This is a genomic window from Rhizobium sp. 01N447_2 (assembly GCF_056399245.1).
In genome coordinates this window covers 43,248-56,915 of sequence record NZ_JBFTQY010000041.1, presented here as the reverse complement: position 1 = coordinate 56,915, position 13,668 = coordinate 43,248, and the positions used below count along the sequence as shown (strand labels likewise).

At 62.5% G+C, this 13,668-nt stretch carries 13 protein-coding genes and 1 pseudogene; 8 read left to right on the top strand and 6 right to left on the bottom strand.

Annotated features, from left to right (window positions below; genetic code table 11):
• The 4 genes and pseudogenes from AC1ECN_RS24215 to AC1ECN_RS24200 all read right to left on the bottom strand — a co-directional run.
• Nucleotides 1-316 (bottom strand): annotated as a pseudogene (locus AC1ECN_RS24215) (carbohydrate ABC transporter permease); the annotation flags it as partial.
• Nucleotide 317: 1 nt separating this feature from the next.
• Nucleotides 318-1,223, bottom strand: coding sequence for a carbohydrate ABC transporter permease (locus AC1ECN_RS24210; RefSeq protein WP_018072905.1), 906 nt, complete (start codon nucleotides 1,221-1,223; stop codon nucleotides 318-320).
• A gap of 156 nt (nucleotides 1,224-1,379) precedes the next feature.
• Nucleotides 1,380-2,690, bottom strand: a complete 1,311-nt coding sequence (locus AC1ECN_RS24205) for an ABC transporter substrate-binding protein (protein ID WP_018072906.1) — start codon at nucleotides 2,688-2,690, stop codon at nucleotides 1,380-1,382.
• Between the two features lie 372 nt (nucleotides 2,691-3,062).
• Complete coding sequence (locus tag AC1ECN_RS24200; protein WP_018482341.1) at nucleotides 3,063-3,701, bottom strand: TetR/AcrR family transcriptional regulator; 639 nt, start codon at nucleotides 3,699-3,701, stop codon at nucleotides 3,063-3,065.
• 99 nt (nucleotides 3,702-3,800) lie between these two features.
• On the opposite strand from AC1ECN_RS24200, the gene AC1ECN_RS24195 reads away from it, so the two are divergent.
• Genes AC1ECN_RS24195 through AC1ECN_RS24180 form a run of 4 tightly spaced genes read left to right on the top strand, consistent with a single transcriptional unit; the run spans nucleotide 3,801 to nucleotide 7,513 of the window.
• Nucleotides 3,801-4,997: a Tm-1-like ATP-binding domain-containing protein gene (locus AC1ECN_RS24195; RefSeq protein WP_130689883.1), complete on the top strand. Its 1,197-nt coding sequence runs from the start codon at nucleotides 3,801-3,803 to the stop codon at nucleotides 4,995-4,997.
• Nucleotides 4,998-5,008: 11 nt separating this feature from the next.
• Entirely contained in the window at nucleotides 5,009-5,851 is an 843-nt protein-coding gene (locus AC1ECN_RS24190) for a phosphoenolpyruvate hydrolase family protein (RefSeq protein WP_477954324.1), read from the top strand.
• Between the two features lie 25 nt (nucleotides 5,852-5,876).
• Entirely contained in the window at nucleotides 5,877-6,290 is a 414-nt protein-coding gene (locus AC1ECN_RS24185; protein ID WP_024319601.1) for a cupin domain-containing protein, read from the top strand.
• Between the two features lie 32 nt (nucleotides 6,291-6,322).
• Entirely contained in the window at nucleotides 6,323-7,513 is a 1,191-nt protein-coding gene (locus AC1ECN_RS24180; protein ID WP_477954322.1) for a M24 family metallopeptidase, read from the top strand.
• 72 nt (nucleotides 7,514-7,585) lie between these two features.
• Here the strand turns inward: AC1ECN_RS24180 and AC1ECN_RS24175 are convergent, their stop codons facing one another.
• Nucleotides 7,586-8,179, bottom strand: a complete 594-nt coding sequence (locus AC1ECN_RS24175) for a DJ-1/PfpI family protein (RefSeq protein WP_003562944.1) — start codon at nucleotides 8,177-8,179, stop codon at nucleotides 7,586-7,588.
• Between the two features lie 56 nt (nucleotides 8,180-8,235).
• A complete protein-coding gene (locus tag AC1ECN_RS24170) occupies nucleotides 8,236-8,934 on the bottom strand; it encodes a GntR family transcriptional regulator (protein WP_024319603.1) in 699 nt (232 codons plus the stop codon).
• 96 nt (nucleotides 8,935-9,030) lie between these two features.
• On the opposite strand from AC1ECN_RS24170, the gene AC1ECN_RS24165 reads away from it, so the two are divergent.
• Genes AC1ECN_RS24165 through AC1ECN_RS24150 form a run of 4 tightly spaced genes read left to right on the top strand, consistent with a single transcriptional unit; the run spans nucleotide 9,031 to nucleotide 13,656 of the window.
• Nucleotides 9,031-10,065, top strand: a complete 1,035-nt coding sequence (locus AC1ECN_RS24165) for an Ldh family oxidoreductase (RefSeq protein ID WP_130726096.1) — start codon at nucleotides 9,031-9,033, stop codon at nucleotides 10,063-10,065.
• Nucleotides 10,062-11,291: an iron-containing alcohol dehydrogenase gene (locus AC1ECN_RS24160; RefSeq protein ID WP_018072914.1), complete on the top strand. Its 1,230-nt coding sequence runs from the start codon at nucleotides 10,062-10,064 to the stop codon at nucleotides 11,289-11,291. The genes AC1ECN_RS24165 and AC1ECN_RS24160 overlap by 4 nt, the downstream gene beginning before the upstream one ends.
• A gap of 14 nt (nucleotides 11,292-11,305) precedes the next feature.
• Nucleotides 11,306-12,793, top strand: a complete 1,488-nt coding sequence (locus tag AC1ECN_RS24155; RefSeq protein ID WP_164582075.1) for an NAD-dependent succinate-semialdehyde dehydrogenase — start codon at nucleotides 11,306-11,308, stop codon at nucleotides 12,791-12,793.
• Between the two features lie 11 nt (nucleotides 12,794-12,804).
• Entirely contained in the window at nucleotides 12,805-13,656 is an 852-nt protein-coding gene (locus tag AC1ECN_RS24150; RefSeq protein ID WP_477954319.1) for an alpha/beta hydrolase, read from the top strand.
• The last annotated feature ends 12 nt before the right edge of the window (nucleotides 13,657-13,668 follow it).

Genomic DNA, 13,668 nt, shown 5'->3' with positions numbered 1-13,668 from the left:
GCACCTCGCCGCGGCCGGAGCGAACGATCTTCTCGCCGCCGTCGAACACCATCCGCTCCCACCAGGGGGCGGCGGCATATTCTTCAGGAGTCGGCGCCCCGCGCAATTGCGAGCGCTTGGTGAAGAGCTTCACGAAGGGCGAGAGTTCCGGCTCGAAGAGCACCGTCGGCGGAATGGAGGTGGCGAGGTTGCGCGGCTTGAAGGCCGTCGAGGTGATCCAGTAGATCGGCGCCAGGAAGATCAGCGTGATGACCAGTACGGCGGCGATCGCCACCCGGTTCAGCGCGCGTTCGGAGCGGGTTTGGACGGCAGCCATCTCAGCGCTCCTTCACTTTGTTGAGGTACTTGACGTAGATGTTGGTGATGGCGAGAACCATGACGAGCACGATGTAGGCGAGTGCGCAGGAGCGCCCCGTCTGCCATTCCTGGAAGGCCATCTTGTAGAGCCGGATGGAGATCACCTCGGTCGTCGGTTGGCTGGTCAGGATGTAGGCGAGGTCGAAGGTCTTGAAGGCCTCCATCGTACGGAAGATGATTGCGATCATCAGGATCGGCGCCACCAGCGGCAGCGTGATGCGGAAGAAGGTATAGAACGGGCCCGCCCGGTCGATCGCCGCTGCCTCGTAGAGATGCTTCGGCACGGCCGAAAGGCCGGCAAGCGACAGCAGCATCACGAAGGGCGACCACATCCAGATGTCGGTGATTGCGACCGCATAGAGCGCCATGTCCGGATTCGACAGCCACTCGAAGGAGCCGAGGCCGAGTGCGTAGTTGATGATGCCGAAGGACGGGTCGTAGAGCAGCTTCCAGAAGAGGCCGACCACGGCCATCGAGAGCATCATCGGCAGCAGCAGCAGCGTCGTCAGAAGACCCTTCAGCGGGATATCGCGGTTGAGCAGCATCGCGGTGCCGAAGCCGACGATCACCTGCCCCGTCACAGAGACGATCACATATTTCGCGGTGATGGCGAAATTCGACCAGATGAAAGGATCGTTCAGCAGGTCGCGGTAGTTCTGCAGCCCGACGAAGTTCGCCGGCGCGTTCGACGAGGCGCGAAAGTCGGTGAAGGAATAGCCGAGCGAATAGATCAGCGGAAAGATGTTGAAGACGATCAGGAACAGGATCGTCGGAATGATGAAGAGATTGCGAATTCGGATGTCGCTCATGCCGCGAGATGCGGCACGCGATTTCGTGTCCAGCGATGTCATGACTGCGGTGGCCAATCCTCTCCTCCTCCGAGAGTCGGCGCCGGATGCCGGAAAAAGCATCACGATGCGCGAGGTGAATTCCGGGCGCCGCGCCCTCTCGAACCGCGCCTTTGGGCGCGAGATGCAGAATGCAACGGAGGGGCGACGGAGCCCCTCCGCTGATGGCGTTTGCTATTTATTGCGTCCGTATTTCTTGAACGTCGCGTTCCAGTCCGCTGCTAGAGAGTCGAGCACTTCCTTCGCCGTGCCTTGGCCGGCGGTGACGAAGGGATAAATGCGCTGGTTCGCCTGGATCAGCAGTTCGGCATATTCAGGTGTTGCCCAGAAGTCCTTGACCTTGAACATGGTCTCGTAGAAGGCCTTATTATAAGGCGTGGCGTTCTGAAATTCCGGCGATTCAAGCACTTTGGCGCTTGCCGTGTAGCCGCCGAGTTCAGCCCAGCGCTTCTGGGTCTCGTCCTTGATGAACCATTCGAGGAATTTCATCGCCTCTTCCTGGTTTTTTGAGTAGGAGATGACCGATATGCCTTGGCCGCCGAGCGCTGCGAATTGCTCGCCGTTCGGGCCTGCCGGATTGGCAAAGAAGCCGGTAACCTTGGCGTTCGGGTTGGACGCCTCGTTCACCAGGGCAGGGAAGAAGGCGAAGTAGTTCATGCTCATCGCCGCCAGGTTCTCGGTGATCGCCTGGTTGTTCTCGACGAAGAAGGACTTGGCCCAGCCCGGAGGCGTAAAGCCGTAGAGCTCGCGATAAAGCTCGAGCGCCTTGACGTTCTTCTCGGAATTGATGATGCCGTCGACCTTGTAGCTCTGGTAGTCGCCGAGTTCGCCTCCAAACGAGAAGATCGCGTTCTCGACACCCATGACGAGACCGTCATAAGAATTGTCGGTGTAGATGGCGATTCCGTATCGCTTCTGGTCTGGACGGTGGAAGAACTCGGCGATGTCACGCATCTGGGCCCATGTCTTCGGCGGGGCGAGGTCGTAGCCGTATTTGGCCTTGAACGCCTCCATCTCCTTGGGATCTTCGAACCAGTCCTTGCGGTAGGACCAGCCGACGGCGTCGCCTTCGGCCGGAACTGACCAGTACTTTTTCGAGTTCGACGGATATTCGGAGTAGTATTTCACCGTTGCCGGGGCCATCACCTGGGTCAGATTGTGCTTGGTGAAGAAGTCGGTCAGATCGACGTAATGGCCGGCTTCTGACGCCGCCCCAATCCACTGACTGTCACCGACGACCATGTCATAGGCTGAACCCTTGGCGTTGAACTCGGTGAAGGCCTTGGTCTGGAAGTCGCCCCATGGTGTGGTCTCGACCGTGACCTTAACGCCGGTTTGAGCCTCATATTCGTTGGCGAGTTCCTGAAGGTAGTTTGCCGGGTCCCACTCGGCCCAGAAGATGGTCAGTTCCTGGGCCTGTGCGGACGTTCCGCAGGCCCACATCAATCCGACACCGGCCAACAGACCGGTCATAGTTTTGCGCATAACGTTTCCTCCCATTTATGCACGCTTCCCGCTTCATCGCGGGCCTCCCGATCTGGCTTCCCGATCCTCCTGGGTGGTGTTCGGGCTGGGGGTCCTCCTCGACCCCTAGCTCGTTTCAGATCTCAAGCCTGAATGTCGTTTCCCTGATCTGGTATTACCAAATGCCATTATCGTCAAGCGCAACCTCGGAGAGCTTTCATCAAAGGCTCGTCGTCGAGGTGTCAACGTCTTTCCCCCGCAATTGCGGGCCTGCTGACGCAGTCTTGTCGGACCGTCTCACATTCATCATCATCGCCGATCCAGACCACAATACAAGAATATATTACTGACACTGGTCTAACCAGTTGGTGCGCCAAGTGTGGGCGCCCCACGTCATGCCTCGCTCTCTGCCTGCCGTAATGCGGTATCGACTAGCGCCTTGGCGGCCCACTCGGCAACAGACTGCGCGCCTTCCGAGGTCAGGCCCCAGATATCCTTCAATACGATCAGCACTTCGACGCCGAAGACAAGCGAAAGAGCCTGTGCAAGGCGTTCCCGGGATTCGGGCGGCACGGTGCCCTGCAGGGGGGCAGTCACGCTCTTCAGCAGGTCGACCCGGTGGCCGCGCTTGAACAGCGGCTCGTTGCCGAGCGTGCCGGCCTGGCGCTGCGCCCACTGGTCCAGCGAAAGTTTCAGCGCCGCCTTGAAGGTGGCCTCGAACTCGTCGATGCGCGGCATCGCGGTCGCCAAGAGGTCGGCAACGCGGGTGCGTGCATCCGGACTGTCGCACGACCAGCCGAGTATCGGCCCTAGAGCCTCATCCACCACGGCATGCACGAGCGCGGCCTGGCTCGGAAAGTAACGGTAGGCCGTCGCGCGCGAGACTTCGGCAGCCTCGGCGACTTCACTTACCGACGGTGTGATGCCGGACTGCATGAGCCGCGTTGCCGTTTCGAGCATCAGTTTTCGCGTTCGGGCACGCGGGCCTCGCTCGGTCCTGGCTGTTTCGTTCTGTTGACGTGAGACATCCATGTCTTTATGATACGCACGTCTCACAATTTTGCAAGGGCCCGTCGCTTTGCCCCGAACGTGAGATATGCCGGGAGGAATTCACCCGGTCGCGGAGGGGAAATGAAGCAGATCTACGTGGTCGGCACGGCCGACACGAAGGGCGAGGAGCTTGCGTACCTGGCCGCTTGCATCGAAGCGGCGGGCGGGGGTGTTGTCCGCGTCGACGTCGGCATAGGCGAGCCTGCGACCGCCGTCGATGTGAAGGCCGACGCAGTGGCGGCGTGCCATCCGGACGGGGCGGAAGCCGTTCTTGCCAGCGGGGACCGCGGAAGGGCGGTCGAGGCGATGGGCATTGCCTTCGCGCGCTTCCTCGCGGAGTGCCAGGACATCGCCGGTGTCATCGGTATCGGTGGAGGCGGGGGCACTTCGATCATCACTGCAGGCATGCGTCAATTGCCGCTCGGTCTGCCAAAGATCATGGTCTCGACGCTCGCATCCGGCGATGTGGCGCCCTATGTCGATGTTTCCGACATCGTGATGATGCCCTCGGTCACGGACATGGCGGGCCTGAACCGGCTGAGCCGTGTCATCCTTCACAACGCCGCACAGGCGATCACGGCCATGGCCCGCCGGCCGGCTGAGGTGACTGCATCCAAACCGGCCCTCGGGCTTACCATGTTCGGCGTTACCACACCTGCCGTATCCGCCATGGTCGAGCGCCTCCGAGCGGATTATGATTGCCTGGTCTTCCATGCGACAGGCACGGGTGGGCGCGCGATGGAGAAGCTTGCCGACAGCGAACTGGTCTCAGGCGTGCTCGACATCACGACGACCGAGGTCTGTGACCTGCTTTTCGGCGGCGTCTTGCCTGCCACCTCGGACCGTTTTGGCGCCATTGCTCGCAAAGGCTTGCCCTATGTCGGCTCGGTCGGTGCGCTCGACATGGTGAACTTCTGGGCGCCGGAGACCGTTCCGGAGCGCTATGCCGGCCGGCTGTTATACCGCCACAACCCGAACGTCACCTTGATGCGCACGACGTCGGCCGAATGCGCGCAGATTGGCGGCTGGATCGGCGACAAGCTCAATCTCTGCCACGGCCCCGTACGCTTCCTCATTCCCGAAAAGGGCGTTTCGGCCCTCGACATCGAAGGCGGTCCGTTCTTCGATCCGCAAGCCGACGCCGCGCTTTTTGCCGCGCTCGAGGCGACGGTGAAGCCGACGGCATCGCGACGTCTTATTCGCCTGCCGCTGCATATCAACGATCCGCACTTCGCCGAGGCCGCCGTCGCGGCCTATCGTGACATCGCCAACCCCTGAGAGACAAATTGATGCCAGCCATACCGCGCAAGACCATCCTCGAAAAATTTCACAGCATGATCGCAGCCGGCGTGCCAATCGTCGGCGGCGGCGCCGGCACCGGTATCTCCGCCAAGGCCGAGGAGGCAGGCGGCATCGACCTCATCATTATCTACAATTCTGGGCGCTACCGCATGGCGGGGCGCGGTTCGGCGGCCGGGCTGCTGGCCTATGGCAATGCCAACGAGATTGTGAAGGACATGGCGCTCGAAGTGTTGCCTGTCGTGAAAAAGACGCCGGTTCTCGCCGGCGTCAACGGCACGGACCCCTTCGTGCTGATGCCGCGCTTCCTCGCCGACCTCAAGGCAATGGGCTTTTCCGGCGTACAKAACTTCCCCACAATCGGCCTCTTCGATGGCCGGATGCGGCAGAGTTTCGAGGAGACAGGCATGAGCTACAATCTGGAGGTCGAGATGATCGCCACCGCCCACGGGCTCGACCTGCTGACGACACCCTATGTCTTCAACGAGAGCGAGGCTGTCGCCATGACGGTCGCCGGCGCCGACATCGTTGTGGCGCATATGGGCGTGACGACCGGCGGCACGATCGGGGCCACCTCCGGCAAGTCCCTCGATGACTGCGTCGATGAGATCACCGCGATCACCAAGGCGGCACGTTCCGTGCGCGACGACGTCATCGTGCTCTGCCATGGCGGCCCGATCTCCATGCCGGAGGATGCGCGCTACGTTCTCGAGCGTTGCCCTGGCTGCCACGGCTTTTATGGCGCAAGCTCGATGGAGCGCCTGCCGGCAGAGGCGGCAATTCGCAAGCAGACCGAAGATTTCAAGGCGCTCGCCCTCGGCGCGATCGTCTGAAGAAGGATGTGGAGGAGGCGGTTTCATGGTAAAGGACAAGTACTTCATCTATCCGAAGGACGTGAGCGCCTTCGGCTTCGACTGGGGCAAGCTGTCGCTGACTGTGGCGCCCGAGGTCAACGGCGCCAGCCGGTTTTCCGGCGGTGTCGTCGAACTGCCGAGCGGCGAGGGCCATTCCCGCCACAATCACCCTGGCGCGGAGGAAATCATTTTTGTGATTTCCGGCGAGGGCGAGCAGATGGTCGAGGACGAGACGGGTAATCCGATCACGCGAAAGGTCGCCAGCGGCTGCACGATCTATATTCCGGAAAGCCGCTTTCATTCGACGAAGAACACCGGCGGCGGGCCGATGCTCCTCTTCGTGGTCTACTCACCGGCGGGGCCGGAGCTTGCGCTTCGCGATTTGCCGGACTTCCGCCTGCTGCAGCCGGGCTTCTGAGGCGTCGCATCCATTTTCTGGGAGGAAAGACAATGAACGACAATGCAGGGCAAACAAGGCAGGCCGCCGTGACGCCGTTCGATACGGCCAAGCTCGACCGTCTCATGGAGGAAGCCGGTATCGACGTCATCGTCGCCACCTCCAAACACAACACGCAATATCTCATGGGCGGCTATAAGTTCATCTTCTTCGCCGCCATGGATGCGATCGGGCATAGCCGGTATCTGCCGATGGTGATTTATGAGAAAGGCGCGCCCGATCACTCCGCCTATGTGGGGAACCGCATGGAGGGCGCAGAGCACCAGAACAATCCATTCTGGACGCCCGCCGTGCATACGGCGACATGGGGCACGCAGGATGCCGCCGGGCTCGCCGTCGAGCACCTGAAGAAAATCGGCAAGGCTGGTGGGCGCATCGGCATCGAGCCAGCCTTCCTGCCATCCGACGCCCGCGACCTGCTTGCCTCTCGGCTGGATGGCGCTCGATTTGTCGATGCCACGCATGTGTTGGAGCGGCTAAGGGCCGTCAAGACGCCGGGTGAACTGGCAAAGCTGAGACGCGCCTCCGAATTGATTACCGACTCTATGCTGGCGACGATCGCGGCGGCTCGCGCCGGCTCGACGAAGATGGAGATCATCGAGCAGCTGCGCCGGGAGGAAACGAACCGCGGCCTGCACTTCGAATATTGCCTGCTGACGCTCGGCTCCAGCCACAACCGCGCGGGCTCGCCGCAGGCCTGGGTCGAGGGCGAGATCCTGTCGATCGATTCCGGCGGCAACTATCACGGATATATTGGTGACCTCTGCCGCATGGGTGTGCTCGGCGAGCCGGATGCGGAGCTGGAGGACCTTCTGGCCGAAGTCGAATGCATCCAGCAAGCGGCCTTCGCCAAGGTCAGGGCAGGGGCTGCGGGCAGGGAGATGATCGTGGCAGCGGAGGCCGAGCTCAAGGCCTCGCCGTCGGCGGCCTTCACCGACTTTTTCTGCCATGGCATGGGCCTCATTGCCCACGAAGCGCCATTCCTCATGACGAACCACCCCGTCACCTATGATGGCATCGATGCCGACAAACCGCTGGAAGCCGGGAACGTGATCTCGGTCGAGACGACGATGCTTCACCCAAAGCGCGGATTCATCAAGTTGGAGGATACGCTTGCCATCACCGATGGCGGCTATGRAATGTTCGGCGACCGTGGCCGCGGCTGGAACCGCGGCGGAGGGTGATTGCAGGCCCAACCGCAAACAAGGCCCGGCAGATGTCACCTGCCGGGCCTTTTGTTCCTTGGTGCCGTCGTCTCAGGTGTGGTGGATCTCCGTTCCCAGCACCTTCAGGCATTCGCGGATAAAGGCGGCGAGCGCCGTCCAGCCCTTGGCCGAAACCATCGTGCCATCGACATAGGCTTCGGTAGGCGAGAGGTCGATATAGGTCCCGCCCGCCAGGGTGACTTCGGGTTCGCAGGCCCCAAGTGCACCCACCTTCTTGCCGCGAACGACACCGTCGACCGCAATCAGGATCTGGACCCCGTGGCAGATGGTGAAGATCGGCTTCTTCTGCTCGTGAAAATGACGCACCATTGCCTGCACCCGCTTGTCGGTGCGGATATATTCCGGTCCGCGCCCGCCGGCGCAGTAGACGGCATGATACTGGTCGAGCTGGTTCTCAGCCTCGGAAAACGTCTTGTTGATGGTGACGTTGTGCCCGAGTTTTTCGGTGTAGGTCTGGTCTCCCTCGAAATCGTGCAGCGACGTCCTGAGGATGTCGCCGGCCTTCTTGTCCGGGCACACGACGTGCACCGTGTGGCCGACCGCCTCCATCGCCTGCTGATAGACGAAGATTTCGTACTCCTCGGTGAAATCGCCGGTGAGCATCAGGATTTTCTTGCCTGGCATGGGTTCTCCTCCTCGTTGTCAGGTCGGGCAGGCTCGTCCTTGCCCGGCGCGGTTGCTCAGATTTCGTCGAATGCCGGCAACAGCCGGTCGCGCGAATGTTCGATATGAATGCGCATTGCGTTCGCAGCCGCGCCCGGGTCGCGCGCTGCAAAGGCATCGAGCAGCGTCTGATGCTCGGCGAGCGCCTCCTCGGTGACGCGGCGATGGAACATCAGGCGGAAGATATGGAAATGCGTGTGCTGGAATGTCAGCATCTCGCGGATCAACTCGTTGCCGGCAAATTCCATGATCCGGTCGTGAAAGATGGCGTCCTGGCGCGCGAAGGCCGAATAGTTCGCTCGTTCGTCCCTGTTGTCGCTGCGTGTCATCACGCCTGCGGCCTCGGTGAGTATGGCGAGCTTTTCGTCGTTCATCGCCTCGGCCGCCTTCGCAGCGCCGGCAGGTTCCAACAGCAGACGCAGTTCATAGAGCTCGTCGAAGCGGTGGCGCGTGATCTGGGGCGCGGCACGATAGCCAACGAGATGCTGCTTGACGACGAGGCCTTCGCCTTCAAGCCGGCCGAGGGCTTCGCGGATCGGCGTATGGGAGACGTTGAACTCCTTGACCAGGTTGTCGACCGTGATGCGCGTCCCCGGCGCAATCTTCAACGACATGAGCTGGTTGAAAATTGCCTCGTAGACGTCGCCCGCCAGGCTGTTGGCGCGCGGTATCTGGGTTGTGCCCGTTGAGGGTTCCTTCGGTTTCGTTGAAATCATCTGCTGCCTTGCCTCTTGACAGGTCCAATCGCTAGCACGATGCTGCGGCCAAGACAATCCTATATCCTATACGATTTAATATAGGGAGGAAAAATCATGCGCATATCCGAAGCGGCAGCGCTTGCACTTGCCACCCGCCTGCTGGAAGAGCATGGCGCGCCGCGTGACCATGCGGCCCTGCAGGCTCGCGTCCTGGTAACGGCGGAGATGAAGGGGCACCCCTCGCATGGCCTGTACCGGCTTCCGCGGCTGGTCGAACGGATCGAGCGCGGGGTCATTGACCCGCAGACGAAGGGCACGCAGCGCTGGCGCGCGGATGCGGTGCTGGAGGTGGAGGGTTCGTCGGGATTTGGCCCCGTCGTCGCCATGGCCGCGATCGAGCGGCTGGCGCCTCACATTCCGGATCTTGGCATCGGCCTTGTCGCCGTGCGCAATGCCAACCATCTCGGCATGCTTGCGCATTATGTGGAGGCGATCGCCGCAATGGGTTTCGTCGGCATCGCGCTCTCGTCGAGCGAGGCACTGGTCCATCCCTTCGGCGGCACCCGGGCCATGCTCGGCACCAACCCCATCGCCATCGCCGTGCCGACCGCCGAGGAACCGCTCGTGCTCGACCTGGCCACCAGCCTCGTGCCGATGGGCAGGATCCATCATCACGCGGCGACCGGCAGACCCATTCCCGAGGGATGGGCGCGCGATGCGGCCGGCAACCCGACAACCGATCCGGGGCGTGCCAAGGCCGGCGCAATTGCGCCCTTCGGCGACGCGAAGGGCTACGGCCTCGGCATCGCTTTGGAGCTGCTGGTGGCAGCTCTTGCCGGCTCGGCGCTCGCACCCGATGTGCGCGGCACGCTCGACAGCCAGTCGCCATGCAACAAGGGCGACGTCTTCATCTTGATCGAGCCCAGTCTGGCGCCGGGACTGCCGGCGCGACTGTCGACCTATCTCGATGCCGTGCGCGCTTCACCACCCGCCAGCGCCGGCGAACCGGTTCTCGTCCCGGGCGATCGTGCCCGCCGGCGGCGGGCGGCGGCAAGCCGCAACGGGTTCGAGATCGACCAGCGCCTCTGGGAAGACCTCAACGCGCTTTCGCGCCCTCGCATTCTGGCGTTCGAGGGACAAAGATCATGAGCCTGTTTGCCGCCTTGAGGCTGCCGCGGGAAATCCTGTTTGGCGTCGGCCAGCGCCATGCGCTCGCGAGCGTCGCCAGCAGGACCGGCCGGCGCGCACTCGTCTGCACGGATGCGCGTTTTGCCGCAACACCCGTTTTCGCGGAAATGATCGCCGCACTTGAAGCGGCCGGCATTGTCGTCCTGGTGCATGACCGCACGCTGCCGGACGTACCGCAAGATACGGTCGCGGTTTGCGTTGAGGCCGCGCGCGGTTTTGAGCCCGATATGGTGATCGGCATCGGTGGCGGCAGCTGTCTCGACATGGCGAAATGCGCTTCGCTCCTGCTGGCTCACGGCGGCGCGCTCGCCGATTACTATGGTGAGTTCAAGGTGCCGGCGCCTGTCCTGCCGGTCATCGCCGTGCCGACGACGGCAGGCACGGGCTCCGAGGTGACGCCGGTCGCGGTTGTTTCCGATCCTGACCGTATCCTGAAGGTTGGCATTTCCAGCCCATATCTCATCGCCGCAGCGGCGATCTGCGACCCGGAACTGACCTTATCCTGCCCGCCTGGGCTGACGGCGATTGCCGGTGCGGATGCGTTGACGCATGCCATCGAAGCCTTCACGGCTATGCGCCGCCCCGGCGATCCTGAACTCGCGCAGCAGCATGTCTTCATCGGCAAGAGCGATCTCTCCGACCAGTTCGCGCTGCATGCCATCCGGCTCCTCAGCCGGAGCCTGGAAAAGGCCTTCGTCGACGGCGCCGACATCGATGCGCGCGCCGATGTGATGATGGGCGCGCTCGCAGCCGGCTGCGCCTTCGGAACGGCGGGCACCGCTGCGGCCCATGCCGTGCAATATCCGGTCGGTGCCTTGACCCATACGCCGCACGGCCTCGGGGTTGCGACCATGCTGCCCTATGTGATGACATATAATCGCCGCGTCGCGGGCGCGGACATCGCCATTGTCGGTAGGGCGCTCGGTCTCGATCCCACCGGAGTGGAGGACGATGAAACGATTGCCGATGCCGCGATCGGCGAGGTGAGCCGTCTCTTCGCCGCGATCGGCATCGCGCCGACACTTGCCGGGCTCGGCTTGCCGGAAGACCGTATCGACTGGGCCGCAGAGCAGGCGCTCGGCATCGGCCGGCTGATCAAGAATAATCCACGCTCCTTCGATGCGGCCGCCATGCGCGGCCTCGTGCGCGCCGCCTATGACGGCGACCTGGCCGCTTCCGCCCTCTGACCTGGGAAACCATCATGAACCTCAACCAGCATTCTTCGCATCCAGACCACGATCCCTTCGAGCTCAGCGCGTTCTCCCGCGGCCTCTATATTGGCGGCGCCTGGCGGCCTGCGGCGGGCGAGGGTCGGATCGAGGTGATCGACCCCTCGACCGAGGCGGTCATTGCCGCCGTGCCGGACGCGACCCTTGCGGATGCGGCAGCGGCCGTTGAGGCTGCCGCAAGCGCGGCGGAAAGCTGGCGCGAGACCCCGCCGAGAAAGCGTTCCGAGGTCCTGCGCCGCTGCTTCGAACTTATGGTGGAGCGCTCCGAAACGATTGCCAGGCTCATTTCGCTCGAGAACGGGAAGGCGTTGCGTGACGCGCGCGGCGAGGTGGCCTATGCGGCGGAGTTCTTTCGTTGGAACGCCGAGGAGGCGGTGCGGATCTCTGGTGAGTTCGGCCTTGCCCCGGCCGGCGGAAACCGCATCGTCGTCGACTACCAGCCTATCGGCATCTGCGTTCTCATCACACCGTGGAATTTCCCGGCCGCGATGGCGACCCGCAAGATCGCGCCGGCCCTTGCCGCAGGCTGCACCGTCATCCTGAAACCCGCGAGCGAGACGCCGCTGACGGCCTATGCGCTTGGGGCTCTCTACGAGGAGGCTGGCGTGCCGCCGGGCGTCGTGAACGTGATGACAACATCGACGCCAGGCCCCGTCATCGCCGCCATGCTGGCCGACCCGCGCGTGCGTAAACTCTCCTTCACAGGCTCGACCGGCGTCGGCCGCACGCTTCTGGCGGAAGCAGCGAAAAATGTCATCTCCTGTTCCATGGAACTCGGCGGCAACGCGCCGTTCATCGTTTTCGACGATGCGGACATTGACGCGGCGATCGAGGGTCTGATGGTCGCGAAAATGCGCAATGCGGGCGAGGCGTGCACGGCGGCAAACCGCATTTATGTCCAGTCCGGTATCCACGATGCCTTCGCGGAAAAATTTACCCGACGCATGGCCGCCCTCAGGGTCGGCCCGGGTGTGGATCTGGATACCGAGTGCGGTCCGATGATCACGCGCAAGGCGATGGAGAAGATCGAGCGCCTTGTTGCGGACGCCATTTCGCACGGCGCGCGCGCGCTCTGCGGCGGACGAACATTGGCAGGACGCGGCTTTTTTTATCCGCCGACGGTGCTTGTCGATGTTGCCCCGGCCTCCGACATCGGCTGCGAGGAGATTTTCGGTCCCGTCGCGCCGCTCTACCGTTTCGAGAGCGAGGCAGAGGTCATCGCTGCCGCCAACGATACGGAATATGGCCTCGCCGCCTACATCTATAGCCGCGACATTGGCCGCGGCATGCGGGTCGCCTCCAAGGTCGAGGCCGGCATGATCGCCCTTAATCGTGGACTGGTCTCCGATCCCGCTGCCCCCTTTGGCGGTGTGAAACAGAGCGGCCTTGGACGTGAAGGAGGGCAGCATCACGGTATCGCGGAGTTCATGGAAGCCAAGTACATTGCGACAAGTTTCTGAGGGAGGAACCTGTGGCCGCCGATCCGTTCCGCATTCGTGACCATGTCGCAGATTTCGACGCGATCGTCGGCGATATCCGTGCTCGCAGCCTTGCAACGCGGCGCACTGTCGCCATGGAGGCCAACATCGCCTACGGGGCTTTGCCTGGCGAGACGCTCGATATCTTCCTGCCAAACAGTGCCGGCTCGGACATGCCGATCCACATGTTCATCCATGGCGGCTATTGGCGGATGTTTTCCAAGGAGGACTATTCCTGCGTCGCTGAGACTATCACCGGCGCTGGCACGGTCGCAGCCATCGTCGATTATTCGTTGATGCCCATGGCGAGAATGGACGTCCTGGTTGGTCAGGTCCTGAAAGCCAAGGCTTTTCTACTGGCGMATGCCGATCGTTTTGGCGCCACGTCAAAGCGGTTCTCCGTCAGTGGCCACTCCGCCGGTGCACATCTTGCAACCTTTCTCTTCCATCGTTCGCCAGCGCCTTCGGGCGTAGTTGCTGCTTTCCTGCTTGGCGGGCTATACGATCTCCAGCCCCTGCAGACGTCCTTCCTGCGTGACGAGATCGCCTTGAGCGACGAGGAGGTGCGACGGTTTACGCCCATGCATCAAGAGCACGATCCTGCAACGCGTGTCGCTATCATGACCGGCGAACTGGAAACTGATCCGTTCAAAATACAGGCAAACGCGTTCAGGGACATTCTTGCCGCCCAAGGGCTTGACGTACGGGCATCGCAGGTCGCAGACGGCAATCACATGAGCACGGTACGCGATCTCGCCGTCGCTGGCACGCCTGTGGCGGCGGCATTGCGCGCCTTTATTGCCAATAATGCCAGTGAGGAACCGAAGCGATACACCTTCCCTTGACCGCCGGCTTTT